General features: G+C 69.4%; 13 protein-coding genes. 7 read left to right on the forward strand and 6 right to left on the reverse strand.

Features of this window, described 5'->3' with window-relative positions; genetic code table 11:
* The first annotated feature begins 133 nt into the window (after positions 1–133).
* A complete protein-coding gene (ddaH, locus tag ACIOJD_RS17375; RefSeq protein WP_401914079.1) occupies positions 134–910 on the forward strand; it encodes a dimethylargininase in 777 nt (258 codons plus the stop codon).
* Positions 911–1,027: 117 nt separating this feature from the next.
* A complete protein-coding gene (locus ACIOJD_RS17380; RefSeq protein WP_401914081.1) occupies positions 1,028–2,002 on the forward strand; it encodes an acyl-ACP desaturase in 975 nt (324 codons plus the stop codon).
* Positions 2,003–2,251: 249 nt separating this feature from the next.
* Here the strand turns inward: ACIOJD_RS17380 and ACIOJD_RS17385 are convergent, their stop codons facing one another.
* The 3 genes from ACIOJD_RS17385 to ACIOJD_RS17395 form a co-directional block, all read right to left on the reverse strand.
* Entirely contained in the window at positions 2,252–2,533 is a 282-nt protein-coding gene (locus ACIOJD_RS17385) for a WhiB family transcriptional regulator (protein WP_401914083.1), read from the reverse strand.
* A gap of 107 nt (positions 2,534–2,640) precedes the next feature.
* The gene (locus ACIOJD_RS17390; protein WP_401914086.1) at positions 2,641–3,825 is read right to left on the reverse strand and encodes a GDSL-type esterase/lipase family protein; all 1,185 of its coding nucleotides are present in this window, start codon (positions 3,823–3,825) and stop codon (positions 2,641–2,643) included.
* A 188-nt stretch (positions 3,826–4,013) separates the two neighbouring features.
* Positions 4,014–4,583: a TetR/AcrR family transcriptional regulator gene (locus tag ACIOJD_RS17395; protein WP_401914088.1), complete on the reverse strand. Its 570-nt coding sequence runs from the start codon at positions 4,581–4,583 to the stop codon at positions 4,014–4,016.
* A gap of 71 nt (positions 4,584–4,654) precedes the next feature.
* Between ACIOJD_RS17395 and ACIOJD_RS17400 the strand changes: the two genes are divergently transcribed.
* Positions 4,655–5,146, forward strand: a complete 492-nt coding sequence (locus tag ACIOJD_RS17400; RefSeq protein ID WP_401914091.1) for an FBP domain-containing protein — start codon at positions 4,655–4,657, stop codon at positions 5,144–5,146.
* Between the two features lie 53 nt (positions 5,147–5,199).
* Here ACIOJD_RS17400 and ACIOJD_RS17405 read toward each other — a convergent pair whose 3' ends face one another.
* Entirely contained in the window at positions 5,200–5,997 is a 798-nt protein-coding gene (locus ACIOJD_RS17405) for a VOC family protein (RefSeq protein ID WP_401914094.1), read from the reverse strand.
* Positions 5,998–6,203: 206 nt separating this feature from the next.
* On the opposite strand from ACIOJD_RS17405, the gene ACIOJD_RS17410 reads away from it, so the two are divergent.
* Positions 6,204–8,471, forward strand: coding sequence for a DEAD/DEAH box helicase (locus ACIOJD_RS17410; protein WP_401914097.1), 2,268 nt, complete (start codon positions 6,204–6,206; stop codon positions 8,469–8,471).
* A gap of 255 nt (positions 8,472–8,726) precedes the next feature.
* Positions 8,727–10,784 carry a phosphocholine-specific phospholipase C gene (locus ACIOJD_RS17415; RefSeq protein WP_401914100.1) on the forward strand — a complete coding sequence of 686 codons (2,058 nt, stop codon included), beginning with the start codon at positions 8,727–8,729 and terminating at the stop codon, positions 10,782–10,784.
* A 278-nt stretch (positions 10,785–11,062) separates the two neighbouring features.
* On the opposite strand, the gene ACIOJD_RS17420 is transcribed toward ACIOJD_RS17415, so the two are convergent.
* Positions 11,063–12,520 (reverse strand): alpha/beta hydrolase, encoded by a 1,458-nt coding sequence (locus tag ACIOJD_RS17420; RefSeq protein WP_401914102.1) that lies wholly within the window; start codon positions 12,518–12,520, stop codon positions 11,063–11,065.
* Positions 12,521–12,826: 306 nt separating this feature from the next.
* On the opposite strand from ACIOJD_RS17420, the gene ACIOJD_RS17425 reads away from it, so the two are divergent.
* On the forward strand, positions 12,827–14,008 hold the full coding sequence (locus ACIOJD_RS17425) for a sensor histidine kinase (RefSeq protein ID WP_401914103.1): 1,182 nt from the start codon (positions 12,827–12,829) through the stop codon (positions 14,006–14,008).
* Positions 14,009–14,686, forward strand: coding sequence for a response regulator (locus ACIOJD_RS17430; RefSeq protein ID WP_401914104.1), 678 nt, complete (start codon positions 14,009–14,011; stop codon positions 14,684–14,686).
* 690 nt (positions 14,687–15,376) lie between these two features.
* Here the strand turns inward: ACIOJD_RS17430 and ACIOJD_RS17435 are convergent.
* Complete coding sequence (locus ACIOJD_RS17435) at positions 15,377–17,278, reverse strand: S9 family peptidase (protein WP_401914107.1); 1,902 nt, start codon at positions 17,276–17,278, stop codon at positions 15,377–15,379.
* Positions 17,279–17,604: the final 326 nt, after the last annotated feature.

The raw sequence follows: 17,604 nt of genomic DNA on the forward strand, positions 1-17,604 counted from the left end.
CGGTCCGGCCGTTTCCGGGACGCCAGTGCGGCACTCGGTTCCGCTTCCGGTGTACGGCCGTCATGATGGGCGCGGCCCGCCCTCTCGACGCTGCCCTCTCAACGCCACCCCCTCAACACTCCGGAGACCGCCCGTGCCCAGCAGGATTGCCCTGATCCGACGCCCGAGCCCGCGCCTCGCCGAGGGGCTGGTCACCCATATCGAGCGCGCCCCCGTCGATACCGGGCTGGCTTTCGAGCAGTGGGAGGGGTATGTGCGGGCGCTGCGCGCGCACGGCTGGGAGACCGTCGAGGCGGCACCGGCCGAGGACTGCCCCGACGGGGTGTTCGTCGAGGACACCGTCGTGATGTTCCGGAACGTGGCCCTCATCACCCGGTCCGGCGCCCTCTCACGCCGCCCGGAGACGGCCGCGGTGGAGGCGGAACTGGTCCGGCTCGGCTGTTCGGTGAACCGGGTACGCGGACCGGGCACGCTCGACGGAGGCGATGTCCTCAAGATCGGCGACACGGTCTATGTGGGACAGGGCGGGCGGACCGACGGGGCGGGGGTGCGGCAGCTGCGGGCGGCCTTCGAACCGCTCGGGGCGCGGGTCGTCGCCGTACCCGTACGCAAGGTGCTGCACCTCAAGTCGGCGGTGACGGCGCTGCCGGACTCCACGGTCGTCGGGTACGAGCCGCTGGTGGACGCGCCGGCCCTGTTCCCGCGTTTCCTGCCCGTCCCGGAGGAGCCCGGCGGTCATGTGGTGCTCCTCGGCGGCGGAAAGCTGCTGATGGCGGCGAGTGCTCCCCGGACCGCGGAGCTGTTCTCGGACCTCGGCTATGAGCCGGTTCTGGTGGACATCAGTGAGTTCGAGAAGCTCGAAGGGTGCGTGACCTGCCTCTCGGTGCGCCTCCGCGACCTGTACACATGACCGAGCGTAACGAGCTTTCACCCTCCCGGGATTGGCCTTCGGCTTACCGCGCCTTTAACCTACGGTGTCGTAACCTACGAACCCGTAGGTAATTCTCCCGTCCCCCCTGGAGTACTCGTGTCGATCACCTCTCCCCACCTCGGCAGCTCGGACGCGTGGACCGACGCCCGGCTGCTGTACGCGCTGGAAGAGGTGGTGGAGAAGGAACTCAACCGCCATCTCAAGGTCGCCAAGGACTGGATGCCGCACGAGTACGTGCCGTGGACCGACGGCCGTAACTTCCCCGGGTTCTTCGAGGACGGTGAGTCCTGGGACCCCGAGCAGTCGAAGGTCACCGACATAGGCAAGATCGCCCTGGTGGTCAACCTGCTGACCGAGGACAACCTCCCCAGCTACCACCACGAGATCGCCAGCCTCTTCGGCCGCGACGGCGCCTGGGGCACCTGGGTGCACCGCTGGACCGCCGAAGAGGGCCGGCACGGCATCGTGATGCGTGACTACCTGCTCACCTCGCGGGCCGTCGACCCGGACAAGCTGGAGCAGTTCCGGATGGTGCACATGGCGGAGGGCTTCGAGTCCGACAACCGCCACTCGATGCTGCACTCCGTCGCGTATGTCGCCTTCCAGGAGCTGGCGACCCGCGTCTCGCACCGCAACACCGGCCACCAGTCGGGCGACCCGGTCTGCGACCGGATGCTGGCGCGGATCGCCACCGACGAGAACCTGCACATGGTCTTCTACCGGAATCTGCTGGGCGCCGCCTTCGAGATCGCCCCTGATCTGACGATGCAGTCCGTCCGCGATGTCGTCGTGAACTTCCGGATGCCGGGACACGGCATGCCGGGCTTCGAGCGCGCCGCCGCGCAGATGGCGATAGGCGAGATCTACAACATGCGGATCCACCACGACGACGTGCTCCAGCCGGTGTTGCGCTTCCTGAAGGTCCTGGACATCGACGGGCTCGGCCCGGAGGGGCTCAAGGCGCAGGAGGAACTCGGCCTGTACATGGGCGGCTTGGACAGCGAGGCAAGCAAGTTCGACGCGAAGCTCGCCGCCCGCAAGGCACGGATGGCGGCTCGCGAAGCGGGCTGAGCACGCCGGCCAGAACACGGGCGGGCCGGGTAGCCCCCGGAGCCCTGTCCGGCGGATCTTCGATCGCCGCAGTCGCCGTCGTCGTCGGGCGTCATGTCCGACGCCGACGGCGACGCGTCGTACGCGATGCGCGTCATACGCGGTGCACCTCGTACACGGTGCACCTCGTACACGGTGCGCCTCGTACACGGTCCACCGAGACGGCGACGCCCGGAGCCCCGCCGGGCCCGTTGAGCCTTCTCGGCTCTGTCAGCAGGCCTCGCGCCGGAGATCCTGCCGTTCCTTCTCGGAGAGACCGCCCCATACCCCGAACCGCTCGTCGTGGGTGAGCGCGTACTGGAGGCAGGCTTCCCGGCCCTCGCACGCGCCGCACAGCCGCTTCGCCTCACGGGTGGAGGAGCCGGGGGCGGGGAAAAAGAATTCGGGCCCGGTCTGGGCGCACAACGCGCTCTCCTGCCAGGAGAGTTCGTCCTCGAAGCGGTCGTTCACCGTACGGTCGTCCGTGGTGCTGGCACTGATGTTGATCGGCATGCCGATCAGCCTGCCGCGCCGCGATAAACATTTGATTGATGAGCCATCAACGACCGGGCGCGGCCGCCTCGTCAGAGGTCACCCGGTCACAGCCACCCGCCGGATTCTCAGGCACGGCCACCGTTGAACGGGCCGCCGGGCGCGAAGGCCAGGGCCGCGAAGTGTTCGCCCATACGACGGTGTGCGGCCGCGTCCGGGTGGAGCTGGTCGGGCAGCGGCAGTTCGGCGGAGTCCGCCTCACCATAGAGGTTGCGGCCGTCGAGGTGGTGCAGATTCGGGTCATCGGCCGCCCGCTGTTTCACGACGCGGGCCAGTTCGTCCCGGATGACGGTGAGGGTCAGCTTCCCGCGCGCCCGTTCCGCGGGGTCGCCCTCAGCCTGGAACAGGAGCTTTCCCTCGCTGAGGTGGCCGAAGTCCGGCGTGCTCGGGCCGGGGGTGTCCTCGTGGATGGGGCACAGGATGGGTGAGACGACCAGCAGCGGTGTGGTGGGGTGTCCCTCGCGGATCGTGTCGAGGAACCCGTGCACCGCCGGGGTGAAGGCACGCAGGCGCATCAGGTCGGCATTGACCACGTTGATCCCGATCTTGACGCTGATCAGGTCGGCGGGGGTGTCCCGCAGAGTTCGGGCGGTGAACGGATCGAGCAGGGCGCTGCCGGCCAGGCCCAGGTTGATCAGTTCCACGCCACCGAGGGAGGCGGCGAGCGCGGGCCATGTGGTGGTGGGGCTCGCGGCGTCGGAGCCGTGGCTGATCGAACTGCCGTGGTGCAGCCACACCTTGCGGCCCGGGGCCGGTGCGGGCTCGACGGGGGCGTCGGTGCGCAGGGCGACGAGTTCGGTGGTCTCGTTGTGCGGCAGCCAGATCTCGATGTCCTTGTCGCCGCCGGGCAGACCGGCGAAGCGGAGCGTACCGACCGGGCCGGGCTCGGTCGTGGCGGATCCCGTGATCATGTCGACGGTGACCGTGTTGCCGCCGGTCACGGCGGCCTGGCCGGACAGGCGCCCGTCGACGAGCAGGTCGTACACACCGTCCGGGCGGGGCGGGGCGCCCACGTAGGTGCGCTTGGTGGGCAGCGTGTCCAGTTCGACGGCGGTGGCCCGGGTACGGAAGACCAGCCGTACGCCCGACGGTTGGGACTCGGCCATGGCCAGTTGCCCGTCGAAGTACTGGGCGCGGGCCCACGCGGGCAGCCGGTGCGGCAGCACCCCGTGCTCGGTCCGCTCCAGATCGAGGAAGCCGCGCAGGAGTTCCTCGGTGATGGGTGTGGTGATCCAGTTGTGCGTGGTGTCCATTGTCCCAACCTGTTGATCGAAAGCCTGCTGGTCGAAGCCTGCTGGTCGAAGCCTGTTGATCGAAGCCTGTTGATCGAAGCCTGTTGATCGAAGCCTGTTGATCGAAGCCTGTTGATCGAAGCCTGTTGATCGAAGCCTGTTGATGGAGAGGTCCGCATCCGGCAGAGCCGCATCCGGCATGGGCCCGGTCAGGGCGCGGGCCAATTCCGCAGGAGGGCGTCGAGGGCGTCCAGGATCCGGGACCAGCTCTCCTGCGAGTCGGGGGCGCTGTGGCTGAACCCGCCCCCCGACTCCAGGCTGACGTAGCCGTGGAAGACGCCGCCCAGCAGCCTGACCGCGTGCGTCTGGTCCGGTTCCGTCAGGTCGTAGCCGCGCAGAATCGCCCGCGTCATCTGTGAGTGCCTGGGGCCCGCACTGGCGGCCGCCGTCTCCGGGTCGAGCCTCAACTGGGCTGCGGCGTACCGGCCGGGGTGCTCCCGGGCGTAGTCGCGGTAGACGTCTCCGAGGGCGGTCAAGGCATCCTTGCCGGCCCGCCCGGCCAGGGCGGCGGCTCCCCGGTCGGCGAGTTCCTCCAGGGCGAGCAGGGCGATCCCGGTCCTGAGGTCCTGGGAGTTCCTCAGGTGCGAGTACAGGCTCGCGACCTTGACGTCGAACCGCCGGGCGAGTTCCGAGACGGTCACCTGGTCGAAGCCGACCTCGTCGGCCAGTTCCGCCCCCGCCCGGATCAGGCGTTCCGTGGTCAGCCCTGCGCGCGCCATACTCTTCCTCTCGTTCGGCTTCACTCATAATGCGTTTGCCTAACACTTTTAGGCAAATTAGCCTGTCGTTCGTGAAGCCGCTGAGTGAGCAAGAGATCCGTGCCGCGTTCGTGAACTGCACCAAGGGCGCGGCGAAACGTCTGTCCGTCCCCCGTGACCTGAACGACCGGCCCTGGGACGACCTGGACTTTCTGGGCTGGCGAGATCCACAGGCGCCCGACCGCGCCTATCTCGTCATCGACCTGGACGGCCGCCCGACGGCCCTGGCCCTGCGCTGTACCGCCCCTGCCTCCGGGCAGATGCGGCGCAGCATGTGCTCGATGTGCGTGACCACCCACACCGGCGGCGTCTCGCTGATGGTCGCGCCGAAGGCGGGAAAGGCCGGGCAGCAGGGCAACTCGGTGGGCAGCTACATCTGCGACGACCTCGCCTGCTCCCTGTACGTACGAGGCAAGAAGGACGCGGGCGCCGGCTCGCGGCTCCAGGAAACGATCACGCTGGAGGAGAAGACCCGGCGGATCGTGACGAACATCGCCGCGTTCGTGGCCAAGGTGACCGCATGACCGCCGTCGCAACCGTCACGCGGCCTCCTGGGCGATGAGTCCGGGCCCGCCTGTCAGGCGTCCCGGTCCACTCCCCGCATCAGCGCGAACCGCGCGCCGTAGGGGTCGGCGAGCTTGGCGAACCGGCCGACACCCTCGATGTCGGTCGGCGGCATCCGGACCGTACCGCCGGACTTCCGAGCGGCGGCCACGGTGGCGTCGCAGTCCGTGACCGCGAAGTACAGCAGCCAGTGCGGCGCGCTGTCGGATTCGATCGGGTCGGATCCCATCGGTACGAACCCGCCGAACATGGCCTCCGGGCCCTTCCCGGCAGGGTGCACCATCCGGTACGTGCCGCTGCCGTCCGGCATCGGCATGCTGGTGGCCTCCCAGCCGAAGACCGTGCTGTAGAAGTCGTACCCGGCGTTCTCGTCGGGGGTGTACAGCTCGGCCCAGCACAGGCTGCCCGGCTGGTTGACGACATCGAGACCCTTGTTCTTGCCCGGCTGCCAGACGGAGAAGCCTGCGCCGGCCGGATCGGCGAAGACCGCCATCCTGCCGATGTCCATGACGTCCATCGGTTCGAACACGACGGAACCGCCGCTCTGCCGCACGGACTTGGCCGTCGCGTCGGCGTCGGGCGTGCTGAGGTACAACGACCAGGACGACGGATCCTGATCGGACTGCAAGGGCATGGCGGCCGCCGCGGTCCTGCCCTCCGTCTGGAACATGCCGTAGCCGCCCGCCTCGGGCCCCGCCGACACGAAATCCCAGCCGAACAGGCCGTTGTAGAAGGCGGTCGCCCCCTCGATGTCGGGGGTGCCGAGGTCGGCCCAGATCGGGGAGCCGGTGGGATATGGAGTGGTGAGCATGGTGCGCTCCTTCGTGGAATCCCATTGCTCTGCCCTCCGAGTCTCCTCCGGATGCCGCGCCCCCGCACGCAGGGACGTGCCCCCGCGCCCTTGCGTGCGCCTCCCACGCATTCCGTCCGCCTGCCCGTCCCTGTCACCGCTCCGGCCCCGGCCGGGCGTGGGAGCATATGAGCCGGTCGGAGCGGTTCGGTCGGGCGGGAGGCGTCATGAGGGGTGCGGTCATCTCGCCGGATGGCGCGGTCGTCCCGCCGGGATACGGGCCGGTGCCCGCGGGCAGGAAGGCCGGGGCCGTGCTCGACGCGGCGGCACTGCTGCTCGGCAGCGCACAGCGGCTGCTCGACGACCACTCCCGCGCCGTGGCCGCCGTGCGGGACGCCTTCCACCCGCTCCAGCAGGAGCTGGTCGGCGCCGAACTGGGGGCGATCCCGCTGTCCCGGCTGAAGGAGGTCGCGGCCGGAAGACTGCGGCTCGGTGCCCTCGAACAGGCGGGGCTCACCTCCGTACGCGAGGTGTACGAGTCGGGCCGGCACGTCCTGCGCCAGCTGCCCGGAGTCGGGGCCCACACCGCCGACCAGGCGGTGGCCGCCGCCGGCCGGATCGCCGAGGCCGTCGGGGAGACCGTCTCCGTGCGTATCGATGTCGACCACCCCGAGGCGCGCACCACGGCGCTGGTGGCCGCTCTGCACCGGCTGGTCGACGCCGGCTCCGGACTGCGGCGCGCGCATGACACCGCCGACCGGCTCTGCACCCGGCTGCGCGGGCTGCTGCCGGAGGCGGAGCCCGCGCGCGGGCGGCTGCGGATGGCCCTCTCCGGCCGGGACAGGCGGGCCAGGGCCCTCGGCGCGGCAGACAGGATCCGGCGGCTGCTCGACGAGGCGGCGGAGGCGGACGTACCGCTGCTGCTCGCACAGGTCTCGGCGGATCTGCTGCGGGAACCGGCCTCGGAGATCGAGTGCTGGGTCGACTTCGAGCTGCGCTCGGCGGAGTACTACAGCCTGCTCGCTCAGACGGTCGGCAGCGCGCCCGATCTCGCCGCGTCGGAGGGCTTCATGCCGTCCGAGATCGCCGGGCGGGTACGGGCCCAGCAACTGGACGACACTCGGCTGCGGGTGTCGCTGCGCGGCTACCAGTCGTTCGGCGCGCGCTTCGCGCTGGCGCAGCGCCGGGTGATCATCGGCGACGAGATGGGGCTGGGCAAGACCGTCCAGGCCATCGCCGCGCTCGCGCATCTCGCGGCGCGGGGCGGCACGCACTTCATGGTGGTCTGCCCGAACAGTGTGCTGATCAACTGGACGCGGGAGATCGGCACCCGGAGCACGCTGCGGGCGATTCCGGTGCACGGTCCGGAGCGGCAGGAAGCTTTCAGCGAGTGGCGCGAGGGCGGTGGCGTCGCCGTCACCACCTTCGACTCGCTGCATACGCTGCCGCTCCCCCGGAACGGGCAACCGGAACCGGCCGTACCGAAAGCCGCCGAACCCCGGCCCTCCGGGCCGCACATGCTCGTCGTGGACGAGGCCCACTACGTGAAGAACCCGGACACCCGCAGATCCCGCGCCATGTCCGGTTGGACGGAACAGGCCGGGCACGTCCTGTTCCTCACCGGTACGCCGATGGAGAACCGGGTCGCGGAGTTCCGCAGTCTGGTCCAGCGCCTTCAGCCCGCGCTGGCCCCGGACGTCCAGGGCATCGACGCGGTCGCGGGCTCCCACGCCTTCCGCCGCGCCGTCGCCCCCGCCTATCTGCGCCGTAACCAGCAGGACGTCCTCGCCGAACTGCCCGCGCTGGTCCAGGTCGACGAGTGGGAACGGCTCAGCGCCGACGATCTGGCCGCCTACCGGGAGGCGGTGTCCGCCGCCCACTTCATGCGCATGCGGCGGGCCGCCTACGCACGGCCCGAGGCCTCCGCCAAGCTCGGGCGCCTGCGGGAACTGGTCGCCGAGGCCGCGGCCAACGAGCTGAAGGTGGTGGTCTTCTCGTACTTCCGCGAGGTGCTGGCCACGGTCCGGCAGGCCCTGGGCGAGGGGGTGTTCGGGCCGCTCTCCGGTGACGTACCGGGCGCGCGCCGCCAGCATGTCGTCGACCGCTTCACCGCCGCGCCGGGCCACGCCGTCCTGCTGAGCCAGATCCAGGCGGGCGGTATCGGGCTCAACATGCAGGCCGCGTCGGTCGTCATCCTCTGTGAACCGCAGGTCAAACCCACCCTGGAACACCAGGCGGTGGCACGCGCCCACCGCATGGGACAGGTCCGCCCGGTCCATGTGCACCGTCTGCTCACGGTCGACAGCGTGGACCAGCGACTGCTGGACATCCTCGCCGACAAGAACCGCCTGTTCGACGCGTACGCCCGGCGCAGCGACCTGGCCGAGGCGACGCCGGACGCGATCGATGTCTCGGACCGCGACATCGCCCGCCGGATCGTGGAGGAAGAACAGCTGCGTCTGGCGACCGGCACCGGGACGAACTCCCCCGGGTGAAAGCGACGCGCCCCGGGGTGCGGGCGAGGTGGGCACCCCGGGTGAGCGACGTACGCGGGAGTGCGGGCGAGGTGGGCACCCCGGGTGAGCGACGTGCGCCCCCGGGCCGTTCGCGCCCTTGACGGTGTTCTTTCATTTCCGCGCCACACCAGTCTCCCCTGCCGTTCACTCCTCCTGTCCGACACTCCTTTCGCTCCTGATTCCACCCCGTTTCCACCCCCCGCGCACGCACCCAGGACAAGGGGTCACCCAGCCATGCCTCAACTCGACCGGCGTCGCTTCCTCCAACTCGCCGGAGGAACAGCGGCGTTCACCGCTCTGTCGAAGAGCATCGCCCAAGCCTCCGCGATACCCGCCCGGCACCGCTCAGGAACGATCGACGATGTCGAGCACATCGTCGTGCTGATGCAGGAAAACCGGTCCTTCGACCACTACTTCGGCTCGCTGAGAGGTGTCCGCGGCTTCGGCGACCCCCGTCCGGTGACGCTGCCCAGCGGCAAGTCCGTGTGGCACCAGTCGGACGGTACGAAGGACGTCCTGCCCTTCCGTCCGCCCGCCGACGATCTCGGCATGCAGTTCCTCCAGGGACTGCCCCACGGCTGGAGCGACGGCCAAGCGGCAATCAACCAGGGCAGGTACGACAAGTGGGTGCCGGCGAAGTCCGCCACCACGATGGCGTACCTGACGCGCGAGGACATCCCGTTCCACTACGCGCTCGCCGACGCCTTCACCATCTGCGACGCGTACCACTGCTCGTTCATCGGATCGACGGACCCGAATCGCTACTACATGTGGACGGGTCACACCGGCAACGACGGCACCGGCGGCGGCCCGGTACTCGGCAACGACGAACTCGGTTACAGCTGGACCACCTACCCCGAGCGGCTGGAGAAGGCCGGAATCTCCTGGAAGATCTACCAGGACATCGGCGACGGTCTGGACGCCGCCGGCTCCTGGGGCTGGATCGAGGACGCGTACCGGGGCAACTACGGCGACAACTCGCTCCTCTACTTCGACCAGTACCGCGACGCCACCCCCGGCGACCCGCTCCACGACAAGGCCCGCACCGGTACCGACGCCAGGAAGGGCGAGGGTTTCTTCGACCGGCTCAGGGCCGACGTCACGGCGGGCAGGCTGCCGGAGATCTCCTGGATCGCGGCCCCGGAAGCCTTCACCGAGCACTCCAACTGGCCCGCGAATTACGGCGCCTGGTACATCTCCCAGGTGCTGGACGCCCTGACGTCCAACCCCGAGGTGTGGAGCAAGACCGCTCTGTTCATCACCTACGACGAGAACGACGGCTTCTTCGACCACGTCGTACCACCCCTCCCGCCGACGTCGGACGGTCGGGGAAAGTCCACCGTGGACGTCGGCCCCGACCTCTACGCGGGCGACAAGGACCGCGTCGCGGGCCCGTACGGCCTCGGCCCGCGTGTCCCGATGCTCGTCGTATCTCCCTGGAGCAAGGGCGGATACGTCTGCTCGGAGACGTTCGACCACACCTCGATCATCCGCTTCATGGAGCGCCGCTTCGGCGTGCACGAGCCGAACATCTCGCCCTGGCGGCGGGCCGTCTGCGGCGATCTCGCCTCCGCCTTCGACTTCGCACACAAGGACACCCGGCCCGGCGCGCTCCCGGACACCGACGGCTACCGGCCGCCGGACGGCGAGCGCCACCCCGATTACCGGCCCCAGCCGCCCGCGAACCCGGTGCTGCCCAAGCAGGAGCACGGCCTCCGCCCGGCCCGCCCGCTGCGCTACGCACCGTTCGCCGACGGCGCGGGGGACCCTTCGACCGGCGGGTTCACCGTCACACTCAGCGGCGGCCGACAGGCCGGTGCCGCTTTCCACATCACGTCGGCCAACCGCACCGACGGTCCGTGGATGTACACGGCCGAGGCGGGCAAGACGGTCTCGGACACCTGGAACACCGCCTTGTCCGGGGGCGTCTACGACCTGTCCGTGTTCGGCCCGAACGGTTTCCTGCGCACCTTCAAGGGCCCCGGCAGGACCGCCGGTCCCGAGGTGACGGCCCGCCACGACGCCTCCACCGGCAGCCTGGAACTGACCCTGACGAACGCGGGCACGTCCGCCGTCACCCTCACCCTCAGCTGCGCGTACGGCTCCCGGCCCCGCACTTTCACGGTACGGCCCGGTTCCACCACCACCCACACGGTGGACTTGCGCGCGAGCCGGCGCTGGTACGACCTGACCGTCGCCTCCGAAGCCGACCGCACATTCCTGCGCCGCTTCGCCGGGCATGTCGAGACCGGCGAAGCGGGGGTGAGCGACCCGGCGATCATCACCGGCTAGGTCCTGTCCGTCTCCTACGCCGAGATCGCCCGGAGGCTCGACCGGCCGACTCCGACGATGGCAGGCGCACCGCGGCCGGGCTGACCCGCAGGCTGAAGGTCAGCCCGGCCTCCGTCTCCGTCTCCGCCAACTTCCTGGTCCAGCACGGGTATGTACGGCGAGCGGGTCATCCGGGACATGGCGGAGTCGGCCGACCGCTGGCGCACCCTTCTGACGTGATGGGTCTCCCGGCCCTCCTTTCCTTGAACATGCCCCCGCTCCCCGCCACTTCCTGCTTACTACTGCTGCTCGCTCGGCTCCGCCGCGCAGGCGAGGTCCTGCGGCGGGCGCTGCCCGGCGGTCAGGAAGGTCGTCACCGCGTCCTTCGCGCAGGTGTTGGGTCCGAACGGATAGACACCGTGCCCGCCCTGGTCGCCGGTCACCATCGTGGCCCGCTGTCCGAACGCCCGCCGCAGCTCCTGGGCGCCGGCCAGCGGCGTTCCCGGGTCGCGTTCGTTCTGCACCATGAGCACGTTCGAGGGGCCCCGGTCACCGATGCGTACCGGGGGCTCGACCCGCTCGGCCGGCCAGAACGCGCACGGTCCGATACCGGCCGTGGAACCGCCCAGCATCGGGTACTTCAGGCGGTCGACCGCGACCGTCCGCTGATACTCCCGGACCGTGCCCGGCCAGCGCGTATCACCGCACACCACGGAAAAACGCGCGGCGAAGAAGTTGTCCATGTCCGCCGACGGCGGGTCGATCGGCAGCGGCCGGTCCGTGTCGAGCGCGCGCCAGGTCTCGGCCAGTCGGGGCATGCCCGCATCGGCGTAGAGCTCCCCGAACGTGATCCCGCGGAACAACGTCCCGTCGACGCCCCGGACCGGGTTCGCCTCCAACCGCTCCGCGAGATCGAAGAACTTCGCGGTCACCTGCTGCGGTGTGGTGCCCAGACCGTACTCGGGACGCGCGGCCGCGAACGCCGCGAAGTCCGGGAACCGGTCGTCCAGTCCACGGGCGAACAACCGCATGGCCGTGAAGTCGTAACCGCCGGGGCCCAGGCTGCTGTCGAGCACGACCCGGTCGCTGCGCTCGGGGAACATCGTCGTGTACACCGCACCGAGGTAGGTGCCGTAGGAAGCACCGAGGTACGAGACCTCCGGCTCGCCCAGCGCCGCCCGGATCCGGTCCATGTCGCGCGCGGTGTTCGCGGTGGTGGTGTGCGGCAGCATCCACGCCGTCCGCGAGGTGGCACACTGCTCGGCGATGGTCCGCGCGCTCCCCGCCTCCCGCGCGACATCCGCCGCGGTGTGCGCGTACGTCGGGAAGTTGCCGCGTGCCTGCTGCTCCGGCGTCAGATCGCAGGCCACCGGCGCGCTGCGGGCGACACCACGCGGGTCGAAGCCGATCACGTCGTAGGAATCCAGCACCTTCCGCGGCAGCCCTGAACCGGCGAGAGCGGCCGGGTAGCCGAGTCCCGTGACACCCGGGCCGCCCGGATTGGTCAGCAGCACGCCGCGACGCTGCGAGGGCTCCTTGCTCGCCAGCCGGGAGATCGCTATCTCGATCTGCCGGCCGCCGGGATCCCGGTAGTCCAACGGGACTTCGAGCGTCGAGCACTCGAGCCGGGGCGCGGCGACCTTCTCCGGGCACGCGCCCCAACGCACAGTGTCCGGCGTCGCCGCCACCGACACTCCCGGAATCGTGGTCGCCGCCACCGCCGTGGCGGCGAGGGCGAGGGACAAGGTTCTGCGCATCTGATGTCCTCCTGAAGGGGCGTACGTTGGCGCCGGAGCACGGTTGGGAACAGCCGCCGCCGACTGTGGACGGCATGGCGACCGCCCTCAAGGGCCGTAGAGCCACCCTTGCGCGTCACGTTCCGCCGTCTCGTGTGCGGTTGTCCCGGCACGTGAACGAGTCTGTCCGTGCGGCGCGGCCGGCACATCAGCCCGGCGGCTCTCCACGTCTTCGACCACGGGCGAGGCGGTGACTACGACTCTGGTCCTGGGTGTATCAGCCCTCAGGCCGACTCAACGGCCGTGCGGTTTCGCGATAATGACCGGGTGAACATGGACGTCGCGCCACGGCTCGGGTGGTGGCAGCAGACCTGGCGGCTGGCGGCGGCCACGGCAGCGGGCATACCGCTCTGGCTCTATATCGGTGTGCTGCTGCGGGGGCAGGCGGCCGAAACGGGTTCTTGGTTCCACATCGGTGATCCGCTGGTGGCTCTCGGCTGCCTGACGGCGCTTCTGTGGCGGCGGCGGTTCCCGCTCGCCGTCGCCGTGACGGTCGCGATCGCCTCGACCGCGTCGGCTCTCGCCACCGGCGTCGCGCTCATGGCCCTGGGATCGATCTCCACCCGTCGTCGTCCGGTGGAGATCGGGGTCGTCGTGCTGGCCTACGTGACCGCGTCGCAGTTCGCTGTCGGGGTCTACCCGATCCAGAGCCCGCCCGGCTCGTTCTGGTTCCAGCTCGCGTTGCCGGCGCTGATCGCGGGTATCACGGTGGCCGCGGGCATGGCCATCGGCGCGCGGCGCGTCGAAGTGCGTTCCTTGTGGGAGCGGGCGGAGAGCGCGGAACGGGAGCAGGCCGCACGAGCGGCGCAGGCACGGGCCCTGGAACGCAACCGGATCGCCCGCGAGATGCACGACGTGCTCGCGCACCGGATCTCCCTGGTCGCCATGCAGGCCGGAGTGCTGGACCACCGCAGCGACCTCCGAGCCGAGGAGAACCGTGTGCTGGTACGCGGCATCGCCGAGGGCTCCCACCAAGCCCTGGAAGAACTACGGGATGTCCTCGGTGTGCTCCGCGCCGACCCGGGCCACCCGGAACCACCACAACCCTCCCTCGATCGCATCCCCGACCTGGTGGCCGACGCCCGCACATCGGGACTGGACGTCACGCTCACCACCACCGTTACGGGAACGCCGTCCGACGCCGTCGGACGAACCTGCTACCGGGTCGTCCAGGAAGGACTGACCAACGCCGCCAAACACGCCCCGGGCGCACACATCCACATCACCCTCGAAGGAACAGCGGGCGACACACTCGACGTCAGCGTCCGCAATTCCCCGGCCACCGCAAAGAGAGCCCAGCCACCGGCATCGGGATTCGGCCTGCTGGGCCTCACCGAACGCGTTGACCTCGCCGGCGGAAAACTCGACCATCACCCCACGGCCGACCACGGATACCTCCTCACCGCGCGACTGCTCTGGCCGAACCCCGCCCACGAGAAGAGGACTTGAGTGGACAGCGAGCGGGAGCCGGTGCGTGTCGTCATCGTCGACGACGACCAACTGGTGCGCATGGCGCTGCGGCTCGTCATCGACGGCGAACCGGACCTGACCGTCGTCGCGGAGGCGGCCGACGGGGACACCGCGATCACCGTGGTGGACGAACAGCGGCCGGACGTCGTGCTGATGGATGTGCGGATGCCCGGCCGTGACGGTCTGAGCGCGACCCGGGAACTCCTCACCCGACCGGTGCCGCCCCGCGTACTGATGCTGACCACATTCGACTCCGACGATCTGGTGCTCGGAGCGCTGCGCGCCGGGGCACTCGGGTTCGTCCTCAAGGACACCCAACCGCCGCAGATCCTCGACGCGGTGCGGACCGTCGCGGACGGCAACTCCGTACTGTCCTCAACGGCCATGGCACGGGTGATCGCCGCAGCCACCGGTCCGCGGTCCTCCCACGCTCGCGACTCGTCCCGCGAAGCCGCGCGGAAACAGCTGTCCACACTGACCGAACGAGAACGGGAAACCGCTCAGGCCATCGCGGACGGACTGGGCAACCCGGAGATCGCCCGGAGGCTGCACATCAGCGTCGCGACCGTCAAGGCACACACAGGCAACCTGTTCGCCAAGCTGGCGGTCGAGAACCGGGTACAGATCGCACTCCTGGTCCGCGACGCGCAGGAATGACCGCACGGGCACCGGAGGCCCGCCGGCTCCCTTGTCCTCGATTTCCGTCGGCTCGTCGAAGTACTGGCCCGCGATGAGCGCCGGGGTCTGCTTTGCGGCCTCCTGGAGTCCCACAGGTAGGAATTCGCCACCGGGACCGGCGGATCGGTGATGGGCGAGGGCTCGGTGACGGGGTTGCCGGAGGCGCGGCAAAGGGCCTCGATGATTCCGTTGCCCTCTTCCCAGACGTCATTGGAGAGTTCCCGGATGATGACGCCCTGCGCGCCCACGTCCTTGCGGAACTCCAGTTTGGTGACGGCGGTGTCCGGGGTCTCGAAATAGATGTTGTGGGCGTACGGGTACTCACCCGGAGGAGGAGGTTCAGCGAGTTCGGGGCGGGGGCCCCTCCACTTTGATGTTCGCATCCTCAGCCTCAGGGGCGTCCGGTGTCGGCCGTCTTCTTCCCGCGAATTCTGTGCAGCGTGGAATGCGGGCCGACCGGGGACTTGTCCCACGACCCGGTGAGGTCGTAGGTCATCACGCCGATCCAAGGGCTGTCCCGTAATCCCTGGTGGATCAGCGTGCGGCGTCGGATGCGGTGCATCGCGAGGCGGAGGGGCGTCCGCGTACTGGATGTATGGGGACGTTCCGACAACGCGGCGAGGCGCCGTAGCTGTCGTCGTGCGCCCGCCGGGGATTGCGGGACAGCCCTTAGCTGCTGCCCGATTCACCCAGGTGCCGGGTGAGGAAACGCTCGGCGGCGCGGTACATGTCGATGTTGTTCTCCGGGTTCACGAAGCCATGGCCTTCGTCCTCCTTGACCATGTACTCGACTTCGACCCCGCGGGCGCGCAGTGCGTCGACGATCTGGTCGGACTCGCTTTTGGCGACGCGGGGATCGTTGGCGCCCTGGATCACCATCAGCGGCGTGCGGATGTCGTCGACACGGCTGAGGGGCGAACGGGCCCACAGGTCAGCTTCCTGTTCCGGGTCGTCGGGGTTCCCTGCGTAGAGGTACCAGTTGTTGACCATGTAGGGCTTGACGAATTCCGGTACGTTCCGCAGATAGGTGACGAGGTTGGAGGGGCCGCAGAAGTCGACGGCGGCGGCGAAGACGTCGGGGGTGAAGGAGACACCGACCAGGGTGGCGTAACCGCCGTACGAGCCACCGAAGATCGCGACGCGGTCCGGGTCCGCGTATCCCTCCCCGACGGCCCAGTGGACCGCGTCGATGAGGTCGTTGTGCATCGCGCCGCTCAACTCACCGATGCCCGCCTTGAGGAACGCCTTGCCATGACCGGTCGAGCCGCGGAAGTTGACCTGAAGCACCGCGTATCCGCGGTTCGCGAGGAATTGGGCACTGGGATCGAACCCCCAGCTGTCCCGGTGCCAGGGACCGCCGTGGACCAGCAGGACCATCGGCAGCCGTACGGGTTCCGCCCCCACGGGCAGTGTCAGGTAGGAGGGCAGCCCCCATCCGTCGCGCGCCGGGATCGTGACCGGTGTCATGGGAGCGAGGACTTCGGGGTCCAGGTCCGGATAGGGCCTGAAGAGCATGCGGCTCTGCCGGGTGGTGTGGTCGTAGAGGTAGGTGACACCGGGGTCACGGTCGTGGTTGAAGCTGACGACCCACCGCCGCCCGCTCGTGTCGGAGGACAAGGCCGACAGGTCGCCGTCGGACAGCTTCTCCAGGTTTTCGAGGACCTCGGCGAAGTGCGGGTCCAGCGGGTGGATCACCTGCCGCTCGCCGAGGTAGCGCACCCCGATCAACTCCCCCGTGCGCCGATCGCAGATGAGCGGCGAGGGCAGCGTGGGGAAGACCGCGGAACGCGGGTCCAGGTCGTAGAGCGGATGGCTGTCGACCTCGGTCTCCTCACCGGTGGCCAGGTCGAGCCGGACCACCCGGGTCCGTTCGCTGTCACGGCTGGAGCCGATCCACGCGCCCGTGCCGTCCGGAGTGAGCTGGAACGGCTGGATGTCCAGCGGGTAGTCGGAGCCGTCGAACGTGATGACCGGACGCAGTTTTCCCGTCCCGGGGTCCCACTGCGACAGCTCGATGTCGCCATCGGCCGTCAGGCCATGGGCGTACAGCTTGCCATCGGGCGTGTACAGCAAACCGCCGACCTGCCCGGGGTTCTGGGCCAGCATCGTCAACTCGCCCGTGGCTATGTCGAGTTCGTAGAGATCGAACTCGACGGGGTTCCGGTGGTTCAGATGCAGGGTCGCCTTGCCCGGCCGGGCGACGCTCATCTCCAATCCCGTGGCCCTGGCGCCGGGAAAGGGGGTGAGGTCGACCGCCTCGGCATCCGGGGCGTCCAGGTCGACCCGGTAGACGTGGTAGTTCTCGTCGCCGTCTCCGTCCTGCTCGTACAACAGCCAGCGCGGATCGTCGGTCCAGTGGTAGCGGAGCACGCTGCGGTTGTCGTCGGCGGTGACGCAGCGCGCCTCCTCGTCCGAATCGACGCTCTCCACCCATACGTTGAGGCGCTCCCGCCACGGCGCCAGGTAGGCGATCCTGCTGCCGTCGGGAGAGATCGACGCGCGGACACGGACGGGAGAACCGAAGAAGTCCTCAACGGTGAGGCGCGGGACCGCGTGCGAAGTGGCGGGCATGGGAAGCCCCCTTCTGCTTTCGTCTGGTTCGGCTGGACTGCCGGACAGGAACTCGCCTGTCACTAAATGACAGTGTCACTAAGTGACAGGCGATGCAAATCCTGAACACAGGCCGCGCCGCCACCACCGGGACGAACGCTTCAGGTGAAAGCGACAACTTCCTTCAGCCCTTGGGCGGTTGAGGCCGCTTACCAGTACAGGGAGCCGCGCCCGGAGAACAATCGGTGAGCCCGTAGAACCACACGGGTCGCGCGCCGTCGCGCTTTTCGGCAACGACGTGGACGCGGTCGCGGAGTCTGAGCCCCACGGCGAAACCCAGGCGAAGG

It is taken from the genome of Streptomyces sp. NPDC088116 (assembly GCF_044741745.1).
GTDB lineage: Bacteria > Actinomycetota > Actinomycetes > Streptomycetales > Streptomycetaceae > Streptomyces.